The sequence below is a fragment of the Candidatus Eremiobacteraceae bacterium genome (genome assembly GCA_035710745.1).
In the GTDB taxonomy this organism is placed as follows: domain Bacteria; phylum Vulcanimicrobiota; class Vulcanimicrobiia; order Eremiobacterales; family Eremiobacteraceae; genus JANWLL01.
The window spans coordinates 25,428-45,157 of the sequence record DASTCX010000019.1 but is presented as its reverse complement, the minus strand read 5'-3'; the positions used below and the strand labels follow the sequence as shown (position 1 = coordinate 45,157).

General features: G+C 63.6%; 17 protein-coding genes. 16 read left to right on the top strand and 1 reads right to left on the bottom strand.

The window, feature by feature from the left end; translation table 11 throughout:
- Positions 1-103 precede the first annotated feature (103 nt).
- The 3 genes from VFO25_08750 to murI are packed head-to-tail and all read left to right on the top strand — an operon-like array spanning position 104 to position 3,479.
- Complete coding sequence (locus tag VFO25_08750; GenBank protein HET9342987.1) at positions 104-562, top strand: GerMN domain-containing protein; 459 nt, start codon at positions 104-106, stop codon at positions 560-562.
- Positions 559-2,685: an N-acetylmuramoyl-L-alanine amidase gene (locus VFO25_08745; GenBank protein ID HET9342986.1), complete on the top strand. Its 2,127-nt coding sequence runs from the start codon at positions 559-561 to the stop codon at positions 2,683-2,685. The genes VFO25_08750 and VFO25_08745 overlap by 4 nt, the downstream gene beginning before the upstream one ends.
- 5 nt (positions 2,686-2,690) lie before the next feature.
- Entirely contained in the window at positions 2,691-3,479 is a 789-nt protein-coding gene (murI, locus tag VFO25_08740; GenBank protein HET9342985.1) for a glutamate racemase, read from the top strand.
- 194 nt (positions 3,480-3,673) lie between these two features.
- On the opposite strand, the gene VFO25_08735 is transcribed toward murI, so the two are convergent.
- On the bottom strand, positions 3,674-4,333 hold the full coding sequence (locus VFO25_08735) for a hypothetical protein (GenBank protein HET9342984.1): 660 nt from the start codon (positions 4,331-4,333) through the stop codon (positions 3,674-3,676).
- 133 nt (positions 4,334-4,466) lie between these two features.
- On the opposite strand from VFO25_08735, the gene dxs reads away from it, so the two are divergent.
- The 13 genes from dxs to hslV all read left to right on the top strand — a co-directional run bounded on the left by dxs (position 4,467) and on the right by hslV (position 19,714).
- Positions 4,467-6,407, top strand: coding sequence for a 1-deoxy-D-xylulose-5-phosphate synthase (gene dxs, locus VFO25_08730; protein ID HET9342983.1), 1,941 nt, complete (start codon positions 4,467-4,469; stop codon positions 6,405-6,407).
- A 46-nt stretch (positions 6,408-6,453) separates the two neighbouring features.
- Complete coding sequence (locus tag VFO25_08725) at positions 6,454-7,215, top strand: alpha/beta fold hydrolase (protein ID HET9342982.1); 762 nt, start codon at positions 6,454-6,456, stop codon at positions 7,213-7,215.
- Positions 7,216-7,427: 212 nt separating this feature from the next.
- Positions 7,428-7,655, top strand: coding sequence for a preprotein translocase subunit SecG (secG, locus tag VFO25_08720; protein HET9342981.1), 228 nt, complete (start codon positions 7,428-7,430; stop codon positions 7,653-7,655).
- Between the two features lie 23 nt (positions 7,656-7,678).
- Complete coding sequence (locus VFO25_08715; protein ID HET9342980.1) at positions 7,679-9,328, top strand: ABC transporter substrate-binding protein; 1,650 nt, start codon at positions 7,679-7,681, stop codon at positions 9,326-9,328.
- A 22-nt stretch (positions 9,329-9,350) separates the two neighbouring features.
- Positions 9,351-10,310, top strand: coding sequence for an ABC transporter permease (locus tag VFO25_08710; protein ID HET9342979.1), 960 nt, complete (start codon positions 9,351-9,353; stop codon positions 10,308-10,310).
- The gene (gene opp4C, locus VFO25_08705; protein ID HET9342978.1) at positions 10,303-11,214 is read left to right on the top strand and encodes an oligopeptide ABC transporter permease; all 912 of its coding nucleotides are present in this window, start codon (positions 10,303-10,305) and stop codon (positions 11,212-11,214) included. The genes VFO25_08710 and opp4C overlap by 8 nt, the downstream gene beginning before the upstream one ends.
- Positions 11,215-11,286: 72 nt before the next feature.
- Complete coding sequence (locus VFO25_08700; protein HET9342977.1) at positions 11,287-12,360, top strand: ABC transporter ATP-binding protein; 1,074 nt, start codon at positions 11,287-11,289, stop codon at positions 12,358-12,360.
- A complete protein-coding gene (locus VFO25_08695) occupies positions 12,350-13,411 on the top strand; it encodes a dipeptide ABC transporter ATP-binding protein (protein ID HET9342976.1) in 1,062 nt (353 codons plus the stop codon). Before VFO25_08700 ends, VFO25_08695 begins: the two co-directional genes overlap by 11 nt.
- A 21-nt stretch (positions 13,412-13,432) precedes the next feature.
- Entirely contained in the window at positions 13,433-13,849 is a 417-nt protein-coding gene (locus tag VFO25_08690) for a hypothetical protein (protein HET9342975.1), read from the top strand.
- A 168-nt stretch (positions 13,850-14,017) separates the two neighbouring features.
- Positions 14,018-15,247: a hypothetical protein gene (locus tag VFO25_08685; protein ID HET9342974.1), complete on the top strand. Its 1,230-nt coding sequence runs from the start codon at positions 14,018-14,020 to the stop codon at positions 15,245-15,247.
- A gap of 197 nt (positions 15,248-15,444) precedes the next feature.
- Entirely contained in the window at positions 15,445-17,646 is a 2,202-nt protein-coding gene (topA, locus tag VFO25_08680) for a type I DNA topoisomerase (GenBank protein HET9342973.1), read from the top strand.
- A gap of 176 nt (positions 17,647-17,822) precedes the next feature.
- Positions 17,823-19,187 (top strand): methylenetetrahydrofolate--tRNA-(uracil(54)-C(5))-methyltransferase (FADH(2)-oxidizing) TrmFO, encoded by a 1,365-nt coding sequence (gene trmFO, locus VFO25_08675; protein HET9342972.1) that lies wholly within the window; start codon positions 17,823-17,825, stop codon positions 19,185-19,187.
- A complete protein-coding gene (gene hslV / locus VFO25_08670) occupies positions 19,184-19,714 on the top strand; it encodes an ATP-dependent protease subunit HslV (protein ID HET9342971.1) in 531 nt (176 codons plus the stop codon). The genes trmFO and hslV overlap by 4 nt, the downstream gene beginning before the upstream one ends.
- The last annotated feature ends 16 nt before the right edge of the window (positions 19,715-19,730 follow it).

Genomic DNA, 19,730 nt, shown 5'->3' with positions numbered 1-19,730 from the left:
CGTTAGAAATCCGTAGGCGCTTGCCGATTTGTACACGCTCGCCAGGGAGGGGGAGACTATCATCTCGGGCCCACGGATACCGTTCGTTCTGCTTCTCGCTACCTTGATCGCTGCCGGATGCACGCCTAAACCGCCGGCGACCGTTACGCCTCAGGTCAACGTCTATTTCTGCAAAGTCGGCAGCGACGCGCTCGTGCCGACCCCGTTTTCCGTCGATAAATCGCTTGTGGGTTCACGTCTCGAAAACGCGCTCGTCGCGCAGCTGCTTGCCGGTCCGGCAGTGCCGACGAGCACGGTCGTCCAGTTCCCGCCGGGGACGACGGCGACCGTCGACCTCGCGGGTGATCTCGCGACCGTCGACCTGAATGGCGCAATCGCAAAGGGCTATCGCGGCGGAGCGAGTGACGAGATCGGCCTCTTCAAATCCTTGACGTATACGGTCACGTCGGTCAGCGGCATCGCGCGCGTTCAAGTGACGGTCGCGGGCCGCAAAGTGCCGACGCTTCCCGGCGGCGAGTTCGAGATAGATGAGCCGCTGACGCGGGAGACGTTCGCGCAGTGACGGCAGTCGTCAGAAAAGGGCGCGTATCACTCGCGCTCTTATGCGCTCTCGCGTGCGCGCTCGTACCGCTGACGCCTGCGCTCGCGCTCGGACCCGCAGTGACGCCGACAAAAGCGCAAGTGTGGGTGCTCGGGCGCCAGATCGCGTTCGCGCATCTCGGCATCACGTACGGCGACCCGGTGACGCAGGTCGACGACTCAGGATTGCATGCGATGCTCGCGGCGGTCGGCGCACGCTCGTCGTGGCAGCCGGGCACGCGCTTCGTCGCGATCACGCGAGGCGACGGCAAGCTCATCACCTTCACGCTCGGAAGCGACGCCGTGAGCGTCGACGGCGTGCCGGTATCGATGCCGTTCGCACCGTTCAACTCCGGCTCCGAGCTCTATCTGCCGCTCGTGCCGCTCGCGAAAGCGCTCGATCTCGGCGTGCGCGGCTTTCGCGGCGGCTACGTCTTCGTTCCGCAGATCGTGTCGGTGACGCCGCGTCGCGAAGGGGCCGTGACGATCGTGCGCATCGAAGGCTCGGCGCCGCTTACATGGCATTCGTCGTACGCGAACAGCGCTCGCGCGCATACGCTCACCGTTTCGTTTCCAGGCTTCGGCACTGACGCCGCCGGATCGCAGCCGATCGCCGCTGGGTTGGCGACTGGGGCCGACGTCAGCGAGTCCGGGCCACCCGGCTACCCGACGACCGCCGTCTCTATCTCGTTGAAGCACGCGGCGACGTTCGCGTCGCGTCGAGTTGGCTCGGGAGCCGCGGTCGATGTCGTCATCGCGCGCGACGCCGCGCAGCTGCGCGCCGCGACACCGGCTTCGACGCCATCGTCGGTCCACGTCGCGGTGACGCCGCTGCAGACGCCCCCACCGCTGCCGAAGAACACGCCGGCGCCTCCGACGCCCGTTCCGCCTAGTCCATCGCCGACCGTCGAACCAACGGTGGCGACGTCCTCATCACCTGGTGCACCGAGCGGTATCGCGACGGCGGAGCCGCTCGGCGCAGGCGAATCGCCATCAGTGCCGTCGCCTTCCGGCTCGCCCGGAACGCCTAGCGCTTCGATGCCGCCGCTGACGACGCAGAAGATCACGGACGTGAGCGTCGCCGAGGCGCCGACCGGCACGCGAATCACGTTGACGTTGACCGGACCGGTCGCGTTCGAATGGCATCGGCTCGGCGATCCGGACGATCGCTACTGGCTCGACATCGATCGTGCGGTCTTGGTAGGCCCGGCGCAGACGCTTCTATCGAAGCTCGCCTTCATCAAAGAGATCAAGGTGAGTCAGCACGCGCTCGATCCGGATCAGGTCGTGCGCGTCTCGATCACGCCGACGCAAGCGATCGACGTCCGCGTCGGAACGATCGCGGGCTCGCCGAACCAGCTCGGCATCGAGATCGAGAACCAGCCACCGGCTCCCGATGCGGCTCTTGCCGGCATCGGCAACACCTTCGCGACGGCACAGGCGTCGTCGCCGCCGTCGGCGCAGCCCGCGTTACCGGCGCGGACCGACCCGACGCTCATCGTCATCGATCCCGGCCACGGCGGCAATGATCCCGGATCGCTCAACACCGGGTATGGCCTGACGGAAAGCCACATCACGCTCAACATCGCGCAGCGTCTCGAAGCCGATCTGAAGCGTCAGGGGTGGCACGTCGTCATGACGCGCGACGGTGACTACGAAGTCGGCCCTCCGGACGGCACCGACGCGCAAGAGCTTCAAGCGCGTTGCGACGTCGCGAACGCGGCCGGCGCGCGGCTGTTCGTCAGCATCCATATCAATTCGTCGGTCTCGTCCGCGCCAAACGGCGGAACGACCTACTTTTGGCACCCGACCGATCGAGCGCTCGCGCAGACGGTGGAGAACGACATGATCACAGCGAGCGGCATCACCGACGACGGCGTCATCCGCAATAACTTCTACGTCATCCACCACACGATGATGCCGTCGATCCTCGTCGAAGCGGCGTACCTGAGCAACCCGCACGATGCGACGCTGCTCGCACGCCAATCGTTCCTCGATCAGATCGCAGCAGGCATCGCGCGCGGCATCGCCGATTTCACCGGTGGCCCGCCAACGCCCGTGGGGCAAGCGCGGCCGCAGCAGCCGCCCGGCGCTCCGAAGCCGTAGGATCCATGGCTCGACGACCACGACGCCTAGGCATGTTCGATTCCGGCCTCGGCGGACTGACCGTGCTCAACGCCGTCCGCTCGTCCATCGACGCGACGGACGTCGTCTATTTCGCGGATACGGCACACGTGCCGTACGGCGATCGAACGCTCGAAGAAGTTTCAGGTTTTGCGCGACGCATCATCGCGCATCTCATGGAGCGTGAGCCGGCGATGATCGCGATCGCGTGCGGCACGACGTGCTCGGCGTTCGACAAGCTCGGCTGGCCCGATATCGGCGTGCCGCTTTTGGGGCTGGTCGGGCCTGGCGCGCGGTCTGCGGTCGAGGCGTCGCGCTCGGGCGCGATCGGCGTCGTCGCGACGAACGCGACCGCGAAGAGCGGCGTCTTCGATCGGGGGATCCGTTCCATGCGCGCGGATGCCGTTGTGACGAGCATCGGCGCTCCAGCCCTCGTGCCGATCGTCGAGCGCGGCGACTGGGCGACGGAAGAAGCGCGAGCCGCAGTCGCCGCATGCTGCGAGTCGTTTCTGCGAGCGAAATGCGACACCGTCGTGCTTGGCTGCACGCACTTCCCACACTTGACGAAATGGTTTCGCGAGGCCCTCGGTCCGGGCGTGCGCATCGTCGATCCGGGCGAAGCGGTCGGCCGCGATGCCGCGCAGATCTTATCCGAGTTCGAGCCGCAAAGGGGCTCAATCGACTTCGAAGTCAGCGGCGATCCGACGGCCTTCGCAACAAGCGCGTCGCTCTTGATGGGTGCGCCCGTCGCGACGGCACACCACGTGGGACTGTAGCGGTCGAGCTTTAGCTCGACCGCCGCGGTCTTGCATAGGGAAGAATGGAGCGGTCGACCTTTACGGTCGACCGCCGCGGTCTTGCAAGGGAAAGGCCGTCTACGGTCGAGCTAAAGCTCGACCGCTACATGGCGAGATGTCAGACCGCGGCGGTCGAGATGAATCTCGACCGCTCCCATTCCTTATCGCAGCCGTTAAAGTAGATGGAAGAGGCGGAAGAAGATCGCCGTGTTTGCGATCGCGAGCGCGACGCCGCCGAGCACTTGCGCAAGCGTGTGGCTGCGCAGATGGACCCGAGCCCAGCCGACGAGCGGAACGAGCGCGACGTACGGCAGCGGCTGGAATTGGAAGAAGACGAACATCGCAGCGAATGGGCCTGCGATTCCGAGCGCGTGGGTGCTGATCTTCCACGAGCGCGTGATGACCATCGTCTCGAGCGCGGTGCCCCACGAACCCCACGTGATCGCCTGGAGCTGCACCGGCGCGTGCGCGAGCGAAAGCCCGACCGCGGCGATGAGATAGATCACGACGAAACCGGCGAAGACGCGTTCGCGCTCGGGCCGCTCCGAGATATCGAAGTCGGAGATGCGTCCGGTGAGATAGAGGTAGAGGATGAACGTCAAAGGGGCGACGGTGAAGCAGACGACGCCGATGGTCGAGTAGATCCAGAACTCAGGCGTCGAGTGATGCGCGAACGCGTGCGCGACGATGATGAAGAGACCCGTCGCGGTGAGGAACGGGTTGAAGATCGTCGAGAGCGCGCGCGCGAATTCGGTCGCGGCACGCCGCTCTCGGATGACGTAAACGCCGCCGGTCCCTGGTCGCTCGGTCTGCGGCGCCTGCGGATCGCGCATACTTCCCCATTATAGCCCGCTCGCAAAACCGTGTAAAGTCGCTTTTCGATTGACAATATGATTAACTTTGTGATACAAAGTACATTAAATACAGCGGGTGGGCTACGACGACGCCGTTGAACCGTATAAGGCTATGCAACTCGAACGCATCGACGGACCCGACGATCTCAAGAAACTGACGCGTGCCGAACTGCCGCAACTCGCGCATGAACTGCGCGCGCGCATCGTCGAAGTCTGCGCGCGGAATGGTGGGCACGTGGCGCCGAACCTCGGTGTCGTCGAGCTGACACTCGCGCTCCACTACGTCTTCTCATCGCCCGACGATAAAATCGTGTGGGACGTCGGCCACCAGACGTACGCGCACAAAATGCTCACCGGGCGCAACGGCCGCTTCGATTCGCTGAGACAACAAGGCGGCATCGCCGGATTTCCCGAGCGAGGCGAGAGCCCGCACGACCACTTCGGCACCGCGCACGCGTCGACCGCGATCTCGGCGGCGCTCGGCATGGCGACCGCGCGCGACCTCGCCGGCCGTGACGAGCGGGTCGTCGCGGTCGTCGGCGACGGAGCGCTCACGGGCGGTCTCGCCTACGAAGCGATCAACAACGCCGGCCAGCTGAAGACGAACTTCATCGTCGTCCTGAACGACAACGAATTCAGCATCGCTCCGAACGTCGGCGCGATGTCGACCTATCTCAGTATGCTGCGCGCGCATCCGCTCGTCGTCCACACCGCCGACCTCACGAAGCGCGTTCTTAGCCGGTTGCCCTTCGGCCAAGTCGCGACGAAGGCGATCCGCTCCGCCGAAACAGCGGGCCGGAAAACCGTGTCGCCGCTGCCCAAAGCGTCGGTCGTGTTCGAAGAGATGGGCTTCACGTATATCGGACCGTGCAACGGCCACGACGTCAACTTCCTCATCGACGCGTTGCGCGCGTGCACGAAAGTCGAAGGTCCGGTGCTCCTCCACATTCTCACGGTCAAGGGCATGGGTTTCGAGCCGGCGCAAGGTGATGCGAGGACCTTCCACGGCGTCGCAGCGTTCGATCCCGTGACGGGCGAGTTCGCCAAGAAATCCGGCACGACGTTCGCGTCGACGTTCGCGAACGAAGCCGCACAGATGGCGGCGCACGATCCGCGCATCATAGCCATCACAGCGGCGATGCCAGATGGTACCGGCCTGAAAGAGTTCGCCAAGGCCTATCCGGCGCGTTTCTTCGACGTCGGCATCGCCGAGGCACACGCGACGTGTTTCGCAGCGGGCGCGTCGGCCGCGGGTTTGCGGCCGCTCGTCGCGATCTACTCGACCTTCCTCCAACGCGCATACGATCAGATCGTCCACGATGTCAGCGTGCAATCGCTGCCGGTGACGTTCTGCATCGATCGTGCGGGACTCGTCGGCGACGATGGGAAGACGCATCAAGGCGCCTACGATATCGCGTACCTGCGGACGTTGCCGAACGTCGTCATCATGGCGCCGTCGACCGAAGACGAGCTGCGGATGATGCTGCGTTACGGTCACGCGCTGCACGACGGCACGACCGCTGATGGAGCGAAGCACACAGGTCCGGTCGCGATCCGCTATCCGCGCGGTTCGAGCGCTAAGCGCGACGATCGTCCGGATCCGGTTGCGCTTGAATTCGGCAAGGCGCACGTGCTGCGACACGGCGAGCGCGAAGGAGTCGCGATCGTCGCAACCGGCATCTGCGTCGAGGCTGCGCTCGGGGCGACAAACGTTCTCGCTGGGGATGGCATCGACACGACGGTCGTCAACGCGCGCTTCATCCGGCCGCTCGATATCGAGCTGATCGAGAAGCTTGCACGCACGCACAAGGCTATCGTCACGGTAGAAGAGCACAGCCTCGCGGGCGGCTTCGGTTCGGCGGTGCTCGAGGCGCTCTCGGACCGCGGGATCACTTCGCGCGTCGTGCGGCTCGGGATTCCGGAAGAATTCATAAGCCATGCGACGCAGGCCGCGCAGCGTAAGGAGTGCGGGCTCGACGAAGCCGGCATCGTCAAGGCTGTGCGAGCGATCGTCGGTCAACGAGAGCCGAGCTTCGCTCGGCGTACCACATGAGTGCTGCGCGTGGCGAGACCGCTCCACCCCATATCGTGACTCGAGATTGACGAAGTACATCGAGGGGGGTGAGCCGTTCGTGCTCGGCGAGGGCGGCGCCGGCATCCTAGCGTTTCACGGTTTCACCGGGAGTCCGTTCGAAGTCCGTGCGCTCGGCGAGTTGCTTCATGCGAGCGGCTTCGGCGTGTACGGCGCAGCGCTCGCCGGTCATGCGACCGACGTCGCCGAACTTGAGAAGGCGACCGCCGACGACTATCTGCTCCAGGCAGAGCGCGCCTTCGACGAAGCGTGCCGGCGATTCGAGCGCGTCTACATCGTCGGTCTATCGATCGGCGGCACGCTCGGCTTGCACCTCGCAGCGAACAAGCGGGTCGCCGGACTCGTCACGATCTCAGCGCCCGTCTTCCTTTATCCTATGATGCGCGCGACGTTGCCGCTCATCGAGCAGTGGCTTCCCGGCCTGCGCGCGCCGGCGAACTTCGCGGCGTGGCAAGGCAACGTCGTCGGCTACAAGTCGACGACGATCGGCGCCGTCAACATCGTGCTCGAGGTGCTCGCGCGCGTCCGCAAAGAGCTCGGCGCGGTGAAGGCGCCGTTGCTCGTCATGCACTCGGTGCGCGATCTCACAGTGCCGGTCGATAGCGCTCGCGAGATATACGATCGCGCCTCAAGCGAAGATAAACGGCTAGAACTCATCGATGCGGGCTCGCATCTCATGACAATCGAACCTAATCTGCGGCTCATCGATGCGTTAATCGTCGATTTCCTGAAACGGCTCGAAAGCAACCCCTGTCCCGAAGGTAGATAAGCGGGCCGTTCCGAACCACGAGCGTCCGAGGCGACGGCCGCGAAAGCGCGACCGTAGCAACGTTTGCCCCTCACTCCGCGGAGTCGTTGCACTTGTTCTTAGCAATCCTCGCAGCCGCCGCTCCCGTCGCTACGGCGGCGCCGGTCGGCGCAGTCACAGTTCCTCCAAGTGCGGTCCCGACCGGGCCGTCATGGGGTAGCGAGCACATCGCCGTGCTCTACCTTATACAGATCCTCTTCATCATCAGCGTCATCGGCCTCATCGCGCTCATGTCGATCCAGACGACGAAGACCGAAGGTCTTTCCGGCAGCATCGGCGGCCGGATGGAATCCGCGTACAAGGGCCGGCTCGGCATCGAGCAACAGCTCACGAGGCTCACGACGGTCTTCGCGGTCTCGTTCATGTTCCTCGCGATCCTGAACTTCGTGATCACACGCTAGGGTCCAACAGAGGAGAACGTTCCATGCGTCACGCTCCGTCGGCTGCAGCGCTCGCACTCGCAGCGATCATCGCGTCGTCATGCTCGGGCGGCGGCAATACGTCGTCGAGTACGGGCCCGCAAGGCGGCGGCCTCGTCGTGAGCAAGCCGCATTACGGCGGTGAGCTGCGCATCGGTTCCGGCGCCGCGAACATCAAGACGATGCTGTCGATGTACGCCGACACGCAAGGCGCGGCCGACATGCTCGGCTTCATGTACGACGGCCTCACGAACCAGGACGAGAACTTCAAGGTCGTTCCGTGGCTCGCGCAGTCGTGGACGATTTCGCCCGATGGCCGGACATACGTGTTCCATCTCCGCCACGACGCGAAATGGTCGGACGGGGTGCCGCTGACGAGCGCCGACTTCATGTTCGAGCATGCGCTCGAGACGAACCCCGCGTCGAACGCGCCGTACGCCTCCGACTGGGCGATCGTCCAGAGCATGACGGCGCCCGACAAATGGACGCTCGTCTATCACCTGTACCAACCGAACGCGCCGTTTCTCTCGACGATCGGGTCGCTGCCGCACGGGCCCCTGCCGGTCCATGTCTACGGCAACGTGCCGCCGTCGCAAATGCAGCATCTCGACCTGACGAAGCACCTCGTGACGTCCGGTCCGTACACGTTCGGCGAATGGAAACCCGACGACCACCTCATCATGCTGAGCAACAAGACGTGGTGGCACGGGCGGCCATACATCGATCGCATCTACTTCAAAGAATATCTCAACGACACCGCGACGCAGGTCGCGCTCCAGAAGGGTGACGTCGACACCGAGTTCCAGCTCGGTACGCCCGAATGGCTCGCGCTCAAGAACGACCCGAAATTCACGCTCATCCACAACCCGTCGGACAACTGGGATTGGTGGGTGCCGAACTTGACGACGCCGATCCTCGGCGATCTTCACGTGCGCCAGGCGATGATGTACGGTTACGACCGCGTCACCGAAGCGCAAAAGCTCTTCCACGGGGAAGACATCCCCGCGTTCTCACCGATACCGCTCGCGCAAAAGTGGGCGTTCGACCCCGTGACGCTCACGGCGTATCCATTCGATCCGCAAAAGGCAGGCCAGATCCTCGACGCCGACGGCTGGACGATGGGGCAAGACGGCTGGCGCTACAAGAACGGCAAGCGCCTCGAGATCCAGACGAATCTCATCGCCGGCAATTCGGTCGGCGACAAAGACTTCGAGCTGCTCCAGGCGGACATGCAGAAGATCGGCATCAAGCTCGACGCGCACCAAATCGAGTTCAACGTCTACTTCGACCAAGAGGCGAAGGGGCAATTCGAGCTCGACGGCGGCGGCTTCGGCGGCGGCGGCGATCCGGACGTCTACCAGTTCCTCTCGTCGAAATCGCTGCCCCCGAACGGGCTCAACTACTCGCACTACAGCAGTCCGAAGATGGATGCGCTCATCGAGCAAGCTCGCGAAGCGACCGACCCGGCCATCCGCGCGAAGTACTATTATCAGATCCAAGAGCTGTGCATCCAGGACGTACCGTACTTGTTTGACGTCGCGCCGTACTACCGCAACGTCATCAACAAGCGCGTCGAGGGAGTCGATCCGGCGAAGACCGGCTCGTTCTTCACACAGACGATGTACTACGAACCGGAGTGGTGGATCGCGCAATAGCAGTCATCGACGCTGACGTCGCGTGACCAACTACCTCATCCGGCGCGTCATCGGGCTGGTGCCGCTGCTCATCGGCATATCACTGGTGTCCTTCGGCATGATGTTCATGGCGCCAGGCGGTCCGACGTCCGTATTCCTTGCAAGCTCGCATCCGATGTCACCGGTCGAGATCGAGAACATTCGTCACAACCTCGGTCTCGATAAGCCGTGGTACGTGCAATACTTCTTGTGGCTCGGCAACATATTGCATGGGAACTTCGGCTACTCGTTCACCGACGGGCGCCCCGTGCTCACGAAGATCCTCGAGAAGGTGCCGGTGACCGCCCTTCTGATCGGCGTCTCCTTTTTCTTCACCATCATGATCGCCATCCCGACCGCGATCTACTCGGCGGTGCATAAGGACTCGCTTTTCGACTACATCGCGACCGCGATCGCGTTCATCGGCTACGGCGCGCCGACGTTCTGGCTCGGCATCGAGCTCATCCAGCTGTTCAGCGTCAAGTGGAACTTGCTGCCCGATTCCGGTTTGACGAGCATCGACTCGACAGGCTTCAACCTCGGCGACGTGACCAGGCACCTCATCTTGCCCGTAGCGACGCTGACGTTCGTCAGCCTCGCGAGCTGGATCCGGTTCCAGCGATCTTCAATGTTAGAGGTGCTCGGCGAGGACTACATACGGACGGCCGCCGCGAAAGGGCTTTCCGGAAACGTCGTCGTCTTCAAGCACGCCTTCCGCAACGCGCTCCTGCCCCTCATCACGCTCCTCGGCCTCTATCTCCCGGCACTGCTCACCGGCGCGTACTTCGTCGAGATCGTCTTCACGATTCCCGGGATGGGCTATCTTGGGCTCAACGCGATCTTCGAGCGCGACTATCCGACGGTCATGGGGACGACGGTCATCTCCGCAGTGCTCGTCGTCATCGGCAATCTATTGGCGGACATCGGCTACGCCGCCGCGGACCCGAGGATCCGGTATGACTAGCGTGCCGGCGAAAGCGGTCGTCACGGACGACCTCACCCCGCACGTCTCGATGACCGCGGACGTCTGGCGGCGCTTCAGGCGCAACCGGCTGGCCCTGGTCGGACTCGCCATCGTCCTATTGCTCGTCCTCTCCGCTCTTTTCGCGCCGCTCCTCTCGCACTACGATCCCAACGCGATCGACACGTCGATCATGGGCACTCCGCAAACGCCGTCATTCGTACATCTCTTCGGCACGGATGATGACGGCCGCGACTACTTCGCCCGGATGCTGTTCGGCGCGCGCATCTCGCTCGAGGTCGGCATCTCGGCGATGCTCGTCGCCATCACGTTCGGGACGTTCTACGGCGCCATCTCAGGGTACTTCGGCGGCATCGTCGACGCTATCCTCATGCGCTTCGTCGACATGATGCTCTCGTTCCCGACGTTCTTTCTCATCCTAGCGATCGAAGCGCTGACGAACAACTTCAGCATCATCGTCATCATGCTCGTCATCGGCTTGCTGTCGTGGATGAGCGTCGCGCGCCTCGTCCGTGGGCAAATCCTGAGCTTGCGCGAGCGCGACTTCATATCAGCGGCGAAAGCGGTCGGCGCACCGGACGGCCGCATCATGTGGCGGCATTTGCTGCCGAATGCGCTCGCGCCGGTCATCGTCGCAGCGACGCTCGCGATCGGCAACAACATCCTAACCGAATCGGCCCTGTCGTATCTCGGTCTCGGCGTCCAGCCGCCGACCGCGAGTTGGGGCAACAGCCTTCAGAAGGCGCTCGATCCGGACGTCCTCGGCGCGCCGTGGCTGACATTCATACCCGGGATGTTGATCGTCATCACCGTCATGGCGTTCAACCTCGTCGGCGAGGGCTTGCGCGATGCGCTCGACCCGCGCTCGTCAGGCGGGCGCGCATAGGAAACCGATGAAAAAGCACGGTAATCTAGCGGCCACGCCCGCGCGACCGATCCGGGGTATACTGTAACCTCCATGTCTCTGCTTGCTGTCAAGGACCTGCGTGTGACGTTCGCGACCGACGACGGCATCGTCCGCGCGGTCAACGGGCTCTCGTTCGATCTCGCGCCGGGCGAAACGCTCGGCATCGTCGGCGAATCGGGATCCGGTAAGAGCGTCACGGCGCTGTCGATCATGCGGCTCATCGCATCGCCCCCCGGCCGCATCGAGAACGGGAAGGTCATCTTCAAAGACACGGACCTGCTGACGATCGACGAGCAGCAGATGCGGCGGATCCGCGGCAACAAGATCTCGATGATCTTCCAAGACCCGATGACGAGCCTCAATCCGGTGCTCACGATCGGCGACCAGATCACCGAGACGATCGTCCTCCACCAGCACAAGACGAAGGCCGAAGCGCGCAAACGCGCGGTCGAGATGCTCGACCTCGTCCGCATCCCCGACGCTGCAAAACGTCTCGGCGATTATCCGCATCAGTTCTCGGGCGGCATGCGCCAGCGTGTCATGATCGCGATGGCGCTTTCGTGCGATCCCGAGCTGCTCATCGCCGACGAACCGACGACCGCGCTCGACGTTACGATCCAGGCGCAGATCCTCGACCTCATGCGCGACCTGCAGAAGCGGCTCAACTCCGCGATCATCATGATCACGCACGATCTTGGCGTCGTCGCCGAGGTGTGCGAGAACGTGCTCGTCATGTACGGCGGCAACATGATCGAGTACGGCACCGCCGATCAGATCTTCAATTCGCCGAAGCATCCGTACACGTGGGGCCTGCTCGATTCGCTGCCGCGGCTCGATGAAAAGGGGCGCCGTCGGCTCGTGCCGATCGAGGGGCAGCCGCCGAACCTGCTCAAACTGCCGACCGGCTGTTCTTTCGCAGCGCGCTGCCGCTACGCGCAGCCGAAGCATTTCGAGATCGAGCCGCCGCTCATCGATTTCGGCGGCACGCACGTCGCGCGTTGTTGGCTGTACGAGACCGACAAGTCGGTCGACGTCCGCCAATTGCGGGAGCAAGCCGCGGTCACGGAAGTCGCGGCCGCCGAGGCCTTCATCGCCGAAGGCAAGGGTAAGGCCGATGGCAGCTGAGATGAAGCCGGCCTCGGACTCGCAAGCGCTCGTCGAGGTCGAGGGCGTCACCAAGTATTTCCCAATCACGGCCGGCGTGTTCTCGCGGCACGTCGCCGACGTCAAGGCGGTCGACGGTGTCTCGTTCAGCATCAAGACCGGCGAGACGCTCGGGCTCGTCGGCGAGTCCGGTTCCGGCAAGACGACGATCGGACGCTGCATCTTGCGATTGCTCGAGCCGACGACCGGCGCAATCCGCTTCGACGGCGAAGACATCACGAAGATCGACCGGAAAGCGATGCGCGCGAAGCGCAGAGAGATGCAGGTCATCTTCCAAGACCCGTACGCGTCGCTCAACCCGCGCATGACGGTCGGCGACATCATCGCCGAGCCGCTGCAGATCCACAAGCTCGCCAAGGGCCCCGAAGTCGACGCGAAAGTGAACGACCTGCTGCGCACGGTCGGCCTCTCACCGTACCATGCGAACCGCTATCCGCACGAATTTTCAGGCGGGCAGCGCCAGCGCATCGGCGTCGCCCGCGCGCTCGCGGTGAGCCCGAAGTTCATCGTCGCGGACGAGCCGGTCTCGGCGCTCGACGTCTCGATCCAAGCACAGGTCGTCAATCTTCTACAAGACCTGCAGCAGCAATTCGGTTTGACATATCTTTTCATCGCACACGATCTGTCGGTCGTCCGCCACATATCCGATCGCGTCGCCGTCATGTACGTCGGCAAGATCATGGAGCTGGCGGACCGCGATGCGCTGTACGAGCGGCCGCTTCATCCGTACACGCAATCGCTGCTGTCGGCGATTCCGATCCCCGACCCGCGCGCGGAAGCTCGGCGCGAGCGCATCATCCTGGAAGGCGACATCCCGTCGCCGGTGCGACCCCCGAGCGGCTGCCGATTCCATACGCGATGCCCGATAGCGTACGAACGATGCAAGGTCGAGGTGCCGGAGCTCTTGAACTACGGGGACCACTTCGTGGCATGCCACAAAGTGCAAGAGCTGGGCGGAGCGCAGCCATCGATCAAAGTGGGCGCCGCGCCGATCGGTTCGAAATCGCCCTGACGTCTTTTTAGAGCAAAGGCCATGTTCGCAGCAGCGCTCATCGCGGCAGCCCTCATCCACACTTCAGGCCCCTCGCCCGCCGCGCAGCTGGCAGCTGTGCAGCGCACCGCCGCCTTCCATGTCTTGCTGCTGCCGTCGAGCACGCAATTGATCCGCGCCGACGCCTCCAAAGACGGCTCGGAAGTCCGGCTCGAGTATTCCATCGAGGGTTCGCTCATCCGCGTCGACGAGCGTGTCGCAGGAGCTCGTCTTTCATCGCCGGACCCGCAGGCGGAGCTTTTCAACCTCGACGGCTACCCCGCGCTCTACACTGAGCGCGCGGGCTATCGCGCGATAAGCGACCTCACGTGGTACCGGCCCGACGTCATCGTGACGCTTTCGAGCCGCGATATCGTCAGCGAGCCGCTCCTCGTCGACGTCGCCCTCGAACTCCGTTAGATTTCACGCTTCGTTCATCAGCCCGGGCGGGGAACCGCCACGGCTGCGTTATACGTTTGCCTGACTGAACCTGACTATCTGATGCCCTGAGCATGTGGTACTCTGAAAATGTGGTATGCCGAGCGAAGCTCGGCTCTTGCGCCTAGCTGATTTGGGGGTAGCTCCGGCATGCGTCCTTCCATCATCTTGACGTCGTTCGCCGCGCTCGCGGCCGCTCTCGCGCTCACACTCGCCGGTTGCAAGTACTCGAGCCTAGGCAGCCCGCTTCCCGGTCCAGGAGGACCGCCGACGCTCCAACCAGGCGTTGTGAGTGAGAAGCCAATACCGACATCGAATGCGACGCCGTTGGGGATAACGAGCGGACCCGACGGAAATGTGTGGTTCACCGAACTCAACGGCAACAAGATCGGCCACGTCATTCCGGGCACATTCCCGGGCGCCGGCTCAATGGTTGAATGCGGGCCTCTGCCAACAGCCGGATCAGGGCCCGTTGACATCACATCAGTCACCGGCAACCCGAAAGTGTGGTTCGACGAATTTGCGAACAACAAGATCGCGAACGTCGATCCAGGTACTTGTACGTACAACGAGTTCACTATCCCGACTTCAAACTCAGGACCGTCCGGCTTGACGTCCGATCAAAGCGGAGTTCTTTGGTTCGCCGAATCGAACGTCGCGAAAATCGCCAGGATGACGATCGGCGGATCGTTCACCGAATATGCTACCGGTCTCTCGGGGAGCACACCGTTGGCCGTGGCAATCGCTGGCGACAACAGTGTCTGGTATCTCGACTCCGGCCGTAACTCGGTGGGTCATCTGACGTTCCCGGGAGGGGCCCCAACGTTTGTGGACTATGGAATCCCGACGAACCCATCGGATCCCGCGTACATCACGCTTGGGCCGGACGGCGCGTTGTGGTTCACGGAATTGGGCATCGGATCGCTTACCGGATGTCAGATCGGGCGCATAACCACGGGTGCGAGTCCATCGATCACGGAGTACTTGATGGAATTCCAGCCGCAGCCGGCGCCGGATGGCGATGTCTGCCTCGGTATCACCAGCGCGGGTGGGAACATCTGGTTCGGTGAGGCCGACAGCGGCGCGATCGGACGTGTGACTCCCAGCGGCGTCGTCACCGAATACGGCATACCGGGAAGCGGCACGACGGCCGTCTACTTAACGGCGGGGCCGGACGGGAATGTGTGGTTCACAGACGGCGGTTTCGACCCGAACGTCACGATCGGAACGAATCAGATCGGTCGAGTGAAGGTCGGCATGATCCCCGCGTTGTCTACCGCACGTACTTTCAAGGCGACGATATCGACGCACCGATTGCCGCTGTTGAATGCCAAGGGCGAGGTGATCCGCCGCGTAAACGGGCGACCCATCAACCCCTAAAAAGTCGTCGAAATGGCAAGCCGCGGCGGTCGACCATGAAGGTCGACCGCTCCACTTTCTAGGGGGTGGGTGAACTAGAATCGAACGTCAGAGCGATGTCCCGCTTTTGACACGGCTTGACTCGGTGGTGTATAGTAGGGGACGTTTGAAGGCTGGACCCGCAAGTCCGAATAGCGGTACGGCCACGAAAGGCCTATTTGTCGAAATCGCTCATCATCGTCGAGTCTCCAGCCAAGGCACGGACGCTCAAGAAATACCTCGGCTCACGCTACCAGGTGCTCCCGTCGGTCGGGCACGTCCGGGATCTGCCCAAGAGCCGTCTCGGCGTCGACGTCGATAACGACTTCGCCCCGACCTACGTCACCATCAAGGGCAAGGGTGACGTCATCAAAGAGCTTCGTGCGGCGGTCAAAAAGGCCGCCCACGTCTATCTGGCCCCCGATCCGGACCGCGAAGGCGAGGCGATCGCCTGGCATTTGCGCGAGCTATTGAAGATCCCGGACGCGAAGCGGATCGAGCTCCACGAGATCACCAAGCAGGCCGCTCAGGAAGCGCTCAAGCACCCGAGCGACATCAACATGGACCGCGTCAACGCGCAGCAAGCGCGGCGCATCCTCGACCGGCTCGTCGGCTTCAAGATCTCTCCTTTATTGTGGCGCAAGGTGCGCGGTGGTCTGTCGGCCGGGCGCGTCCAGTCGGTCGCGGTAAAGCTGATCGTCGACCGCGAGCGCGAGATCGAGGACTTCCTCAAAAACAAGAAGCGTTCGTACTGGACGGTTCACGCGCGGCTGTGGCCGCACGGCCATCACGACCAAGAGCACACGCTGATCGCGAACCTCTATTCGGTCGACGGCCGGCGCACCGGCTTGTCCGAGGCCGATGCCGCGATCGTCGGTCAGAAGACGTCGTACGTGACGACCGAGGCCGACGCGAACCTACTCGTCGGGCGCCTGAAGCGCTCGAAGTTCGCCGTCACATCGGTGAAGCAGGAGCCGCGCAAAGATAATCCGCGCGGACCGTTCACGACGAGCACGCTGCAACAGGAAGCGTCGAAGAAGCTCAAGATGCGCGTGAGCAAGACGATGCAGATCGCGCAAGGCTTGTATGAGGGCGTCGACGTCGGCGACGAGGGCACGGTCGGCCTCATCACCTACATGCGTACGGACTCGACGCGTTTGTCGTCGACCGCGCTCGCGATGGCCGAGCAGTACGTCCGCGAACGTTTCCCCGATGAGAACGGCAAGTCGTTCTGGGGCGGCAAGCAGTACAAAGTCTCGGACGACGCGCAAGACGCGCACGAAGCGATTCGTCCGACCGACGTCAACCGCACGCCCGATAAGATGAAGCCATTCCTCGAGGCTGCGCAGCTGAAGCTGTACCGCCTCATCTGGGAGCGCTTCGTCGCGAGCCAGATGTCGCCGGCGGAGCTCGAGCAGACGACGGTCGAGATCGAGGCGGATGGCTGCACGTTGCGCGCGACCGGCAGCGTCGTCACGTTCCTCGGCTATCGAAAAGTATACGAAGAGAGCCGCGATGAGGACGCGTCGGAAGAAGATGACGATGCGCGTCGCGGTCTGCCGCCGGTCGAGCAAGGACAGCGCCTCGATCCTCGTCACGTCGGCGCCGACGCGCACGAGACGCAGCCTCCGCCGCGTTATACTGAAGCGACGCTCGTCAAAGCGCTCGAGGAACGCGGCATCGGTAGGCCGAGCACGTATGCATCGATCGTCGGCACGATCCAGGCGCGCGGGTACGTCGTGCTCGAGCAGCGCCGATTCAAGCCGGTCGAGGACGGCTACACGGTGACGGATCTGCTCGCCGAGTACTTCCCGGAGATCGTCAACGACAGCTTCACGTCCGATATGGAGCGCCGGCTCGACCGCGTCGAGGATGCCCACGACGATTGGGTCGTGCCTCTGCGCGAGTTCTGGACGCCGTTCGTCGCGCAGCTCGAAAACGCCGAGAAGACGATCCCGAAGATGGAATTCGAGGACGTGCCGACCGGTGAGTCGTGTCCGAACTGCGGCAAGCCGCTCATCTTCAAGAACGGGCGCAACGGCAAGTTCATCGCGTGCTCCGGCTATCCGGCGTGCAAGACGACGAAGAACATCATCATCGATGCGGGCGTCGTGTGCCCGGTCGACGGCGGCATGATCGTCGAGAAGCGCGGACGCAAGCGCGGCAAGGTCTTCTACGGCTGCAATAACTGGCCGCAGTGCAACTTCGTCGCGTGGTATCCGCCGGTCGTCGGCTCGAAGTGCCGGACCTGCGGTGCATTCTTGATCCGCAAGTCGGGCCGCAAGGGCGACAAGATCGTCTGCAGCGTCGATCCGCTCCACGAGCATGGGCATCACGAGGCAGAGCCGTCACCAAGCGCCGCCGACGAACACGCGGCGTAACATCGAATACGCGCGATTTGGGAGCGGTCGAGATTTATCTCGACCGCCGCGGCCGAACGGGGAGCGGTCGAGATTTATCTCGACCGCCGCGGCCGAACGGGGAGCGGTCGAGATTTATCTCGACCGCCGCGGCCTTTCCATAGGCGCGAATCGTCGACTCATCCAATGAGGATTTTGTGAACCGATTGATCATCGTCGGCGGCGGCCTTGCCGGAACGGAAGCCGCATGGCAGGCCGCGCAGAGCGGCGTGCCGGTGACGCTGTTTGAGATGCGGCCAACGCGCATGACCGCTGCCCACAAGACCGGCAACCTCGCCGAACTCGTCTGCAGTAACAGCCTTCGCGCGGCGTCGACCGAGAACGCTGTCGGCCTCATCAAGGAAGAGATGGCGCGGCTCGACTCGATCGTCGTCGCCTGCGCGCGCGAGTCTTCGGTGCCGGCCGGTGGCGCGCTCGCGGTCGATCGCGAGCGTTTCGCCGCGTCTATAGCGGACCGCATCGGCGCGCATCCGTTGATCGAACTGCGGCGCGAGGAAGTCCGGGAGATCGACCCGCGCACGGTGAGCGTCGTCGCGTGCGGTCCGCTTGCGAGCGAGAGCCTCGCGGCGTCGTTATCCAAACTGTGCGGCACAAAGCATCTCCACTACTTCGACGCGGCGTCGCCGATCGTCGCGACCGAGTCGATCGATCGCTCGCAGCTATTCGAAGCGTCGCGCTACGGTAAGGGCGACGGCGCGGACTATCTCAACATCCCGCTCGACCGCGAACAATACCGTCAGCTCGTGCGCGATCTCGTCGAGAGCGAAAAGCACGAACCGCACGGATTCGAAGAAGATGCGGCCGGCGGTAAGGTGCCGTACTTCGAAGCGTGCCTGCCGGTCGAAGTGATGGCGGAGCGAGGCGAGGAGACGCTGCGCTTCGGTCCCCTCAAGCCCGTCGGTTTGGAAGACCCGTCCACCGGCAAGCGGCCGTATGCGGTCATCCAGCTGCGGCGCGAGAACCGGGAGGGCACCGCGTATAACCTCGTCGGATTTCAAACGCGACTCTCGTGGCCGGCGCAAAAAGCGGTGTTCTCGAAACTGCCGGGACTCCAAGATGCAGAGTGGCTGCGTCTCGGCGTCATGCATCGCAACACGTTCGTCGATTCGCCGCGCGTGCTGAACGCGGATCTCTCATTGAAAAACGCGCCGAACGTCTTTCTCGCGGGCCAAGTCACCGGCAGCGAGGGCTACGTCGAAGCCGCAGCGAGCGGTATCGTCGCTTCGATCAACGCGTGCCGTCGGTTGCGCGGCGAAAAGATAGCGTTCGTGCCGCCCGCGACGACCGCGCTCGGCGCGCTCTGCGCGTACTTGCGCGACGACACGTCTGCCGATTTCCAGCCGCAAAACGTGACGTTCGCCTACTTCGCGCCGCTCGAAACCGCCATACGCGACAAGAAGGCGCGGCGCCGCGCGCTCGCCGAACGTGCGCTGACCGCGATCGATGAGATCGCCGCGCAACTAGACCGACGACCGCTCGCTGCGGCGGGAAATCCAAAATGAAATCACGTTCGACGACTATCCTCGCCGTGCGCCGCGACGGCAAACTCGCGATCGCCGGCGACGGACAGGTGACGTTCGACAAGACCGTCATGAAGCATAAGGCGCGCAAGATCCGTCGGATCGGCGACGGCAAAGTGCTCGCAGGCTTCGCCGGCTCGGCGGCAGACGGCATAACGCTGCTCGATAAGTTCGAGGCCAAGCTCTCCGAGTATCGAGGCAACCTCACGCGCGCCGCGGTCGAACTCGCGAAGGATTGGCGCACCGACCGCTACCTGCGTCGGCTCGAAGCGCTGCTCATCGTCGGCGATACCGAGCATCTCTTCGTGTTGTCCGGAACCGGCGACGTGGTCGAACCGGATGATGACGTCGCCGCGATCGGCAGCGGCGGCCCGTACGCACAAGCGGCGGCGGTCGCGCTCCTGCGCAACAGCACGATGTCGGCCGATCAGATCGTCCGCGAAGCGCTCGCGATCGCGGCGAAGATCTGCATCTATACGAACGAGGATATCGCGGTCGAGGTCTTGTGACCGCTCCACCGCATTG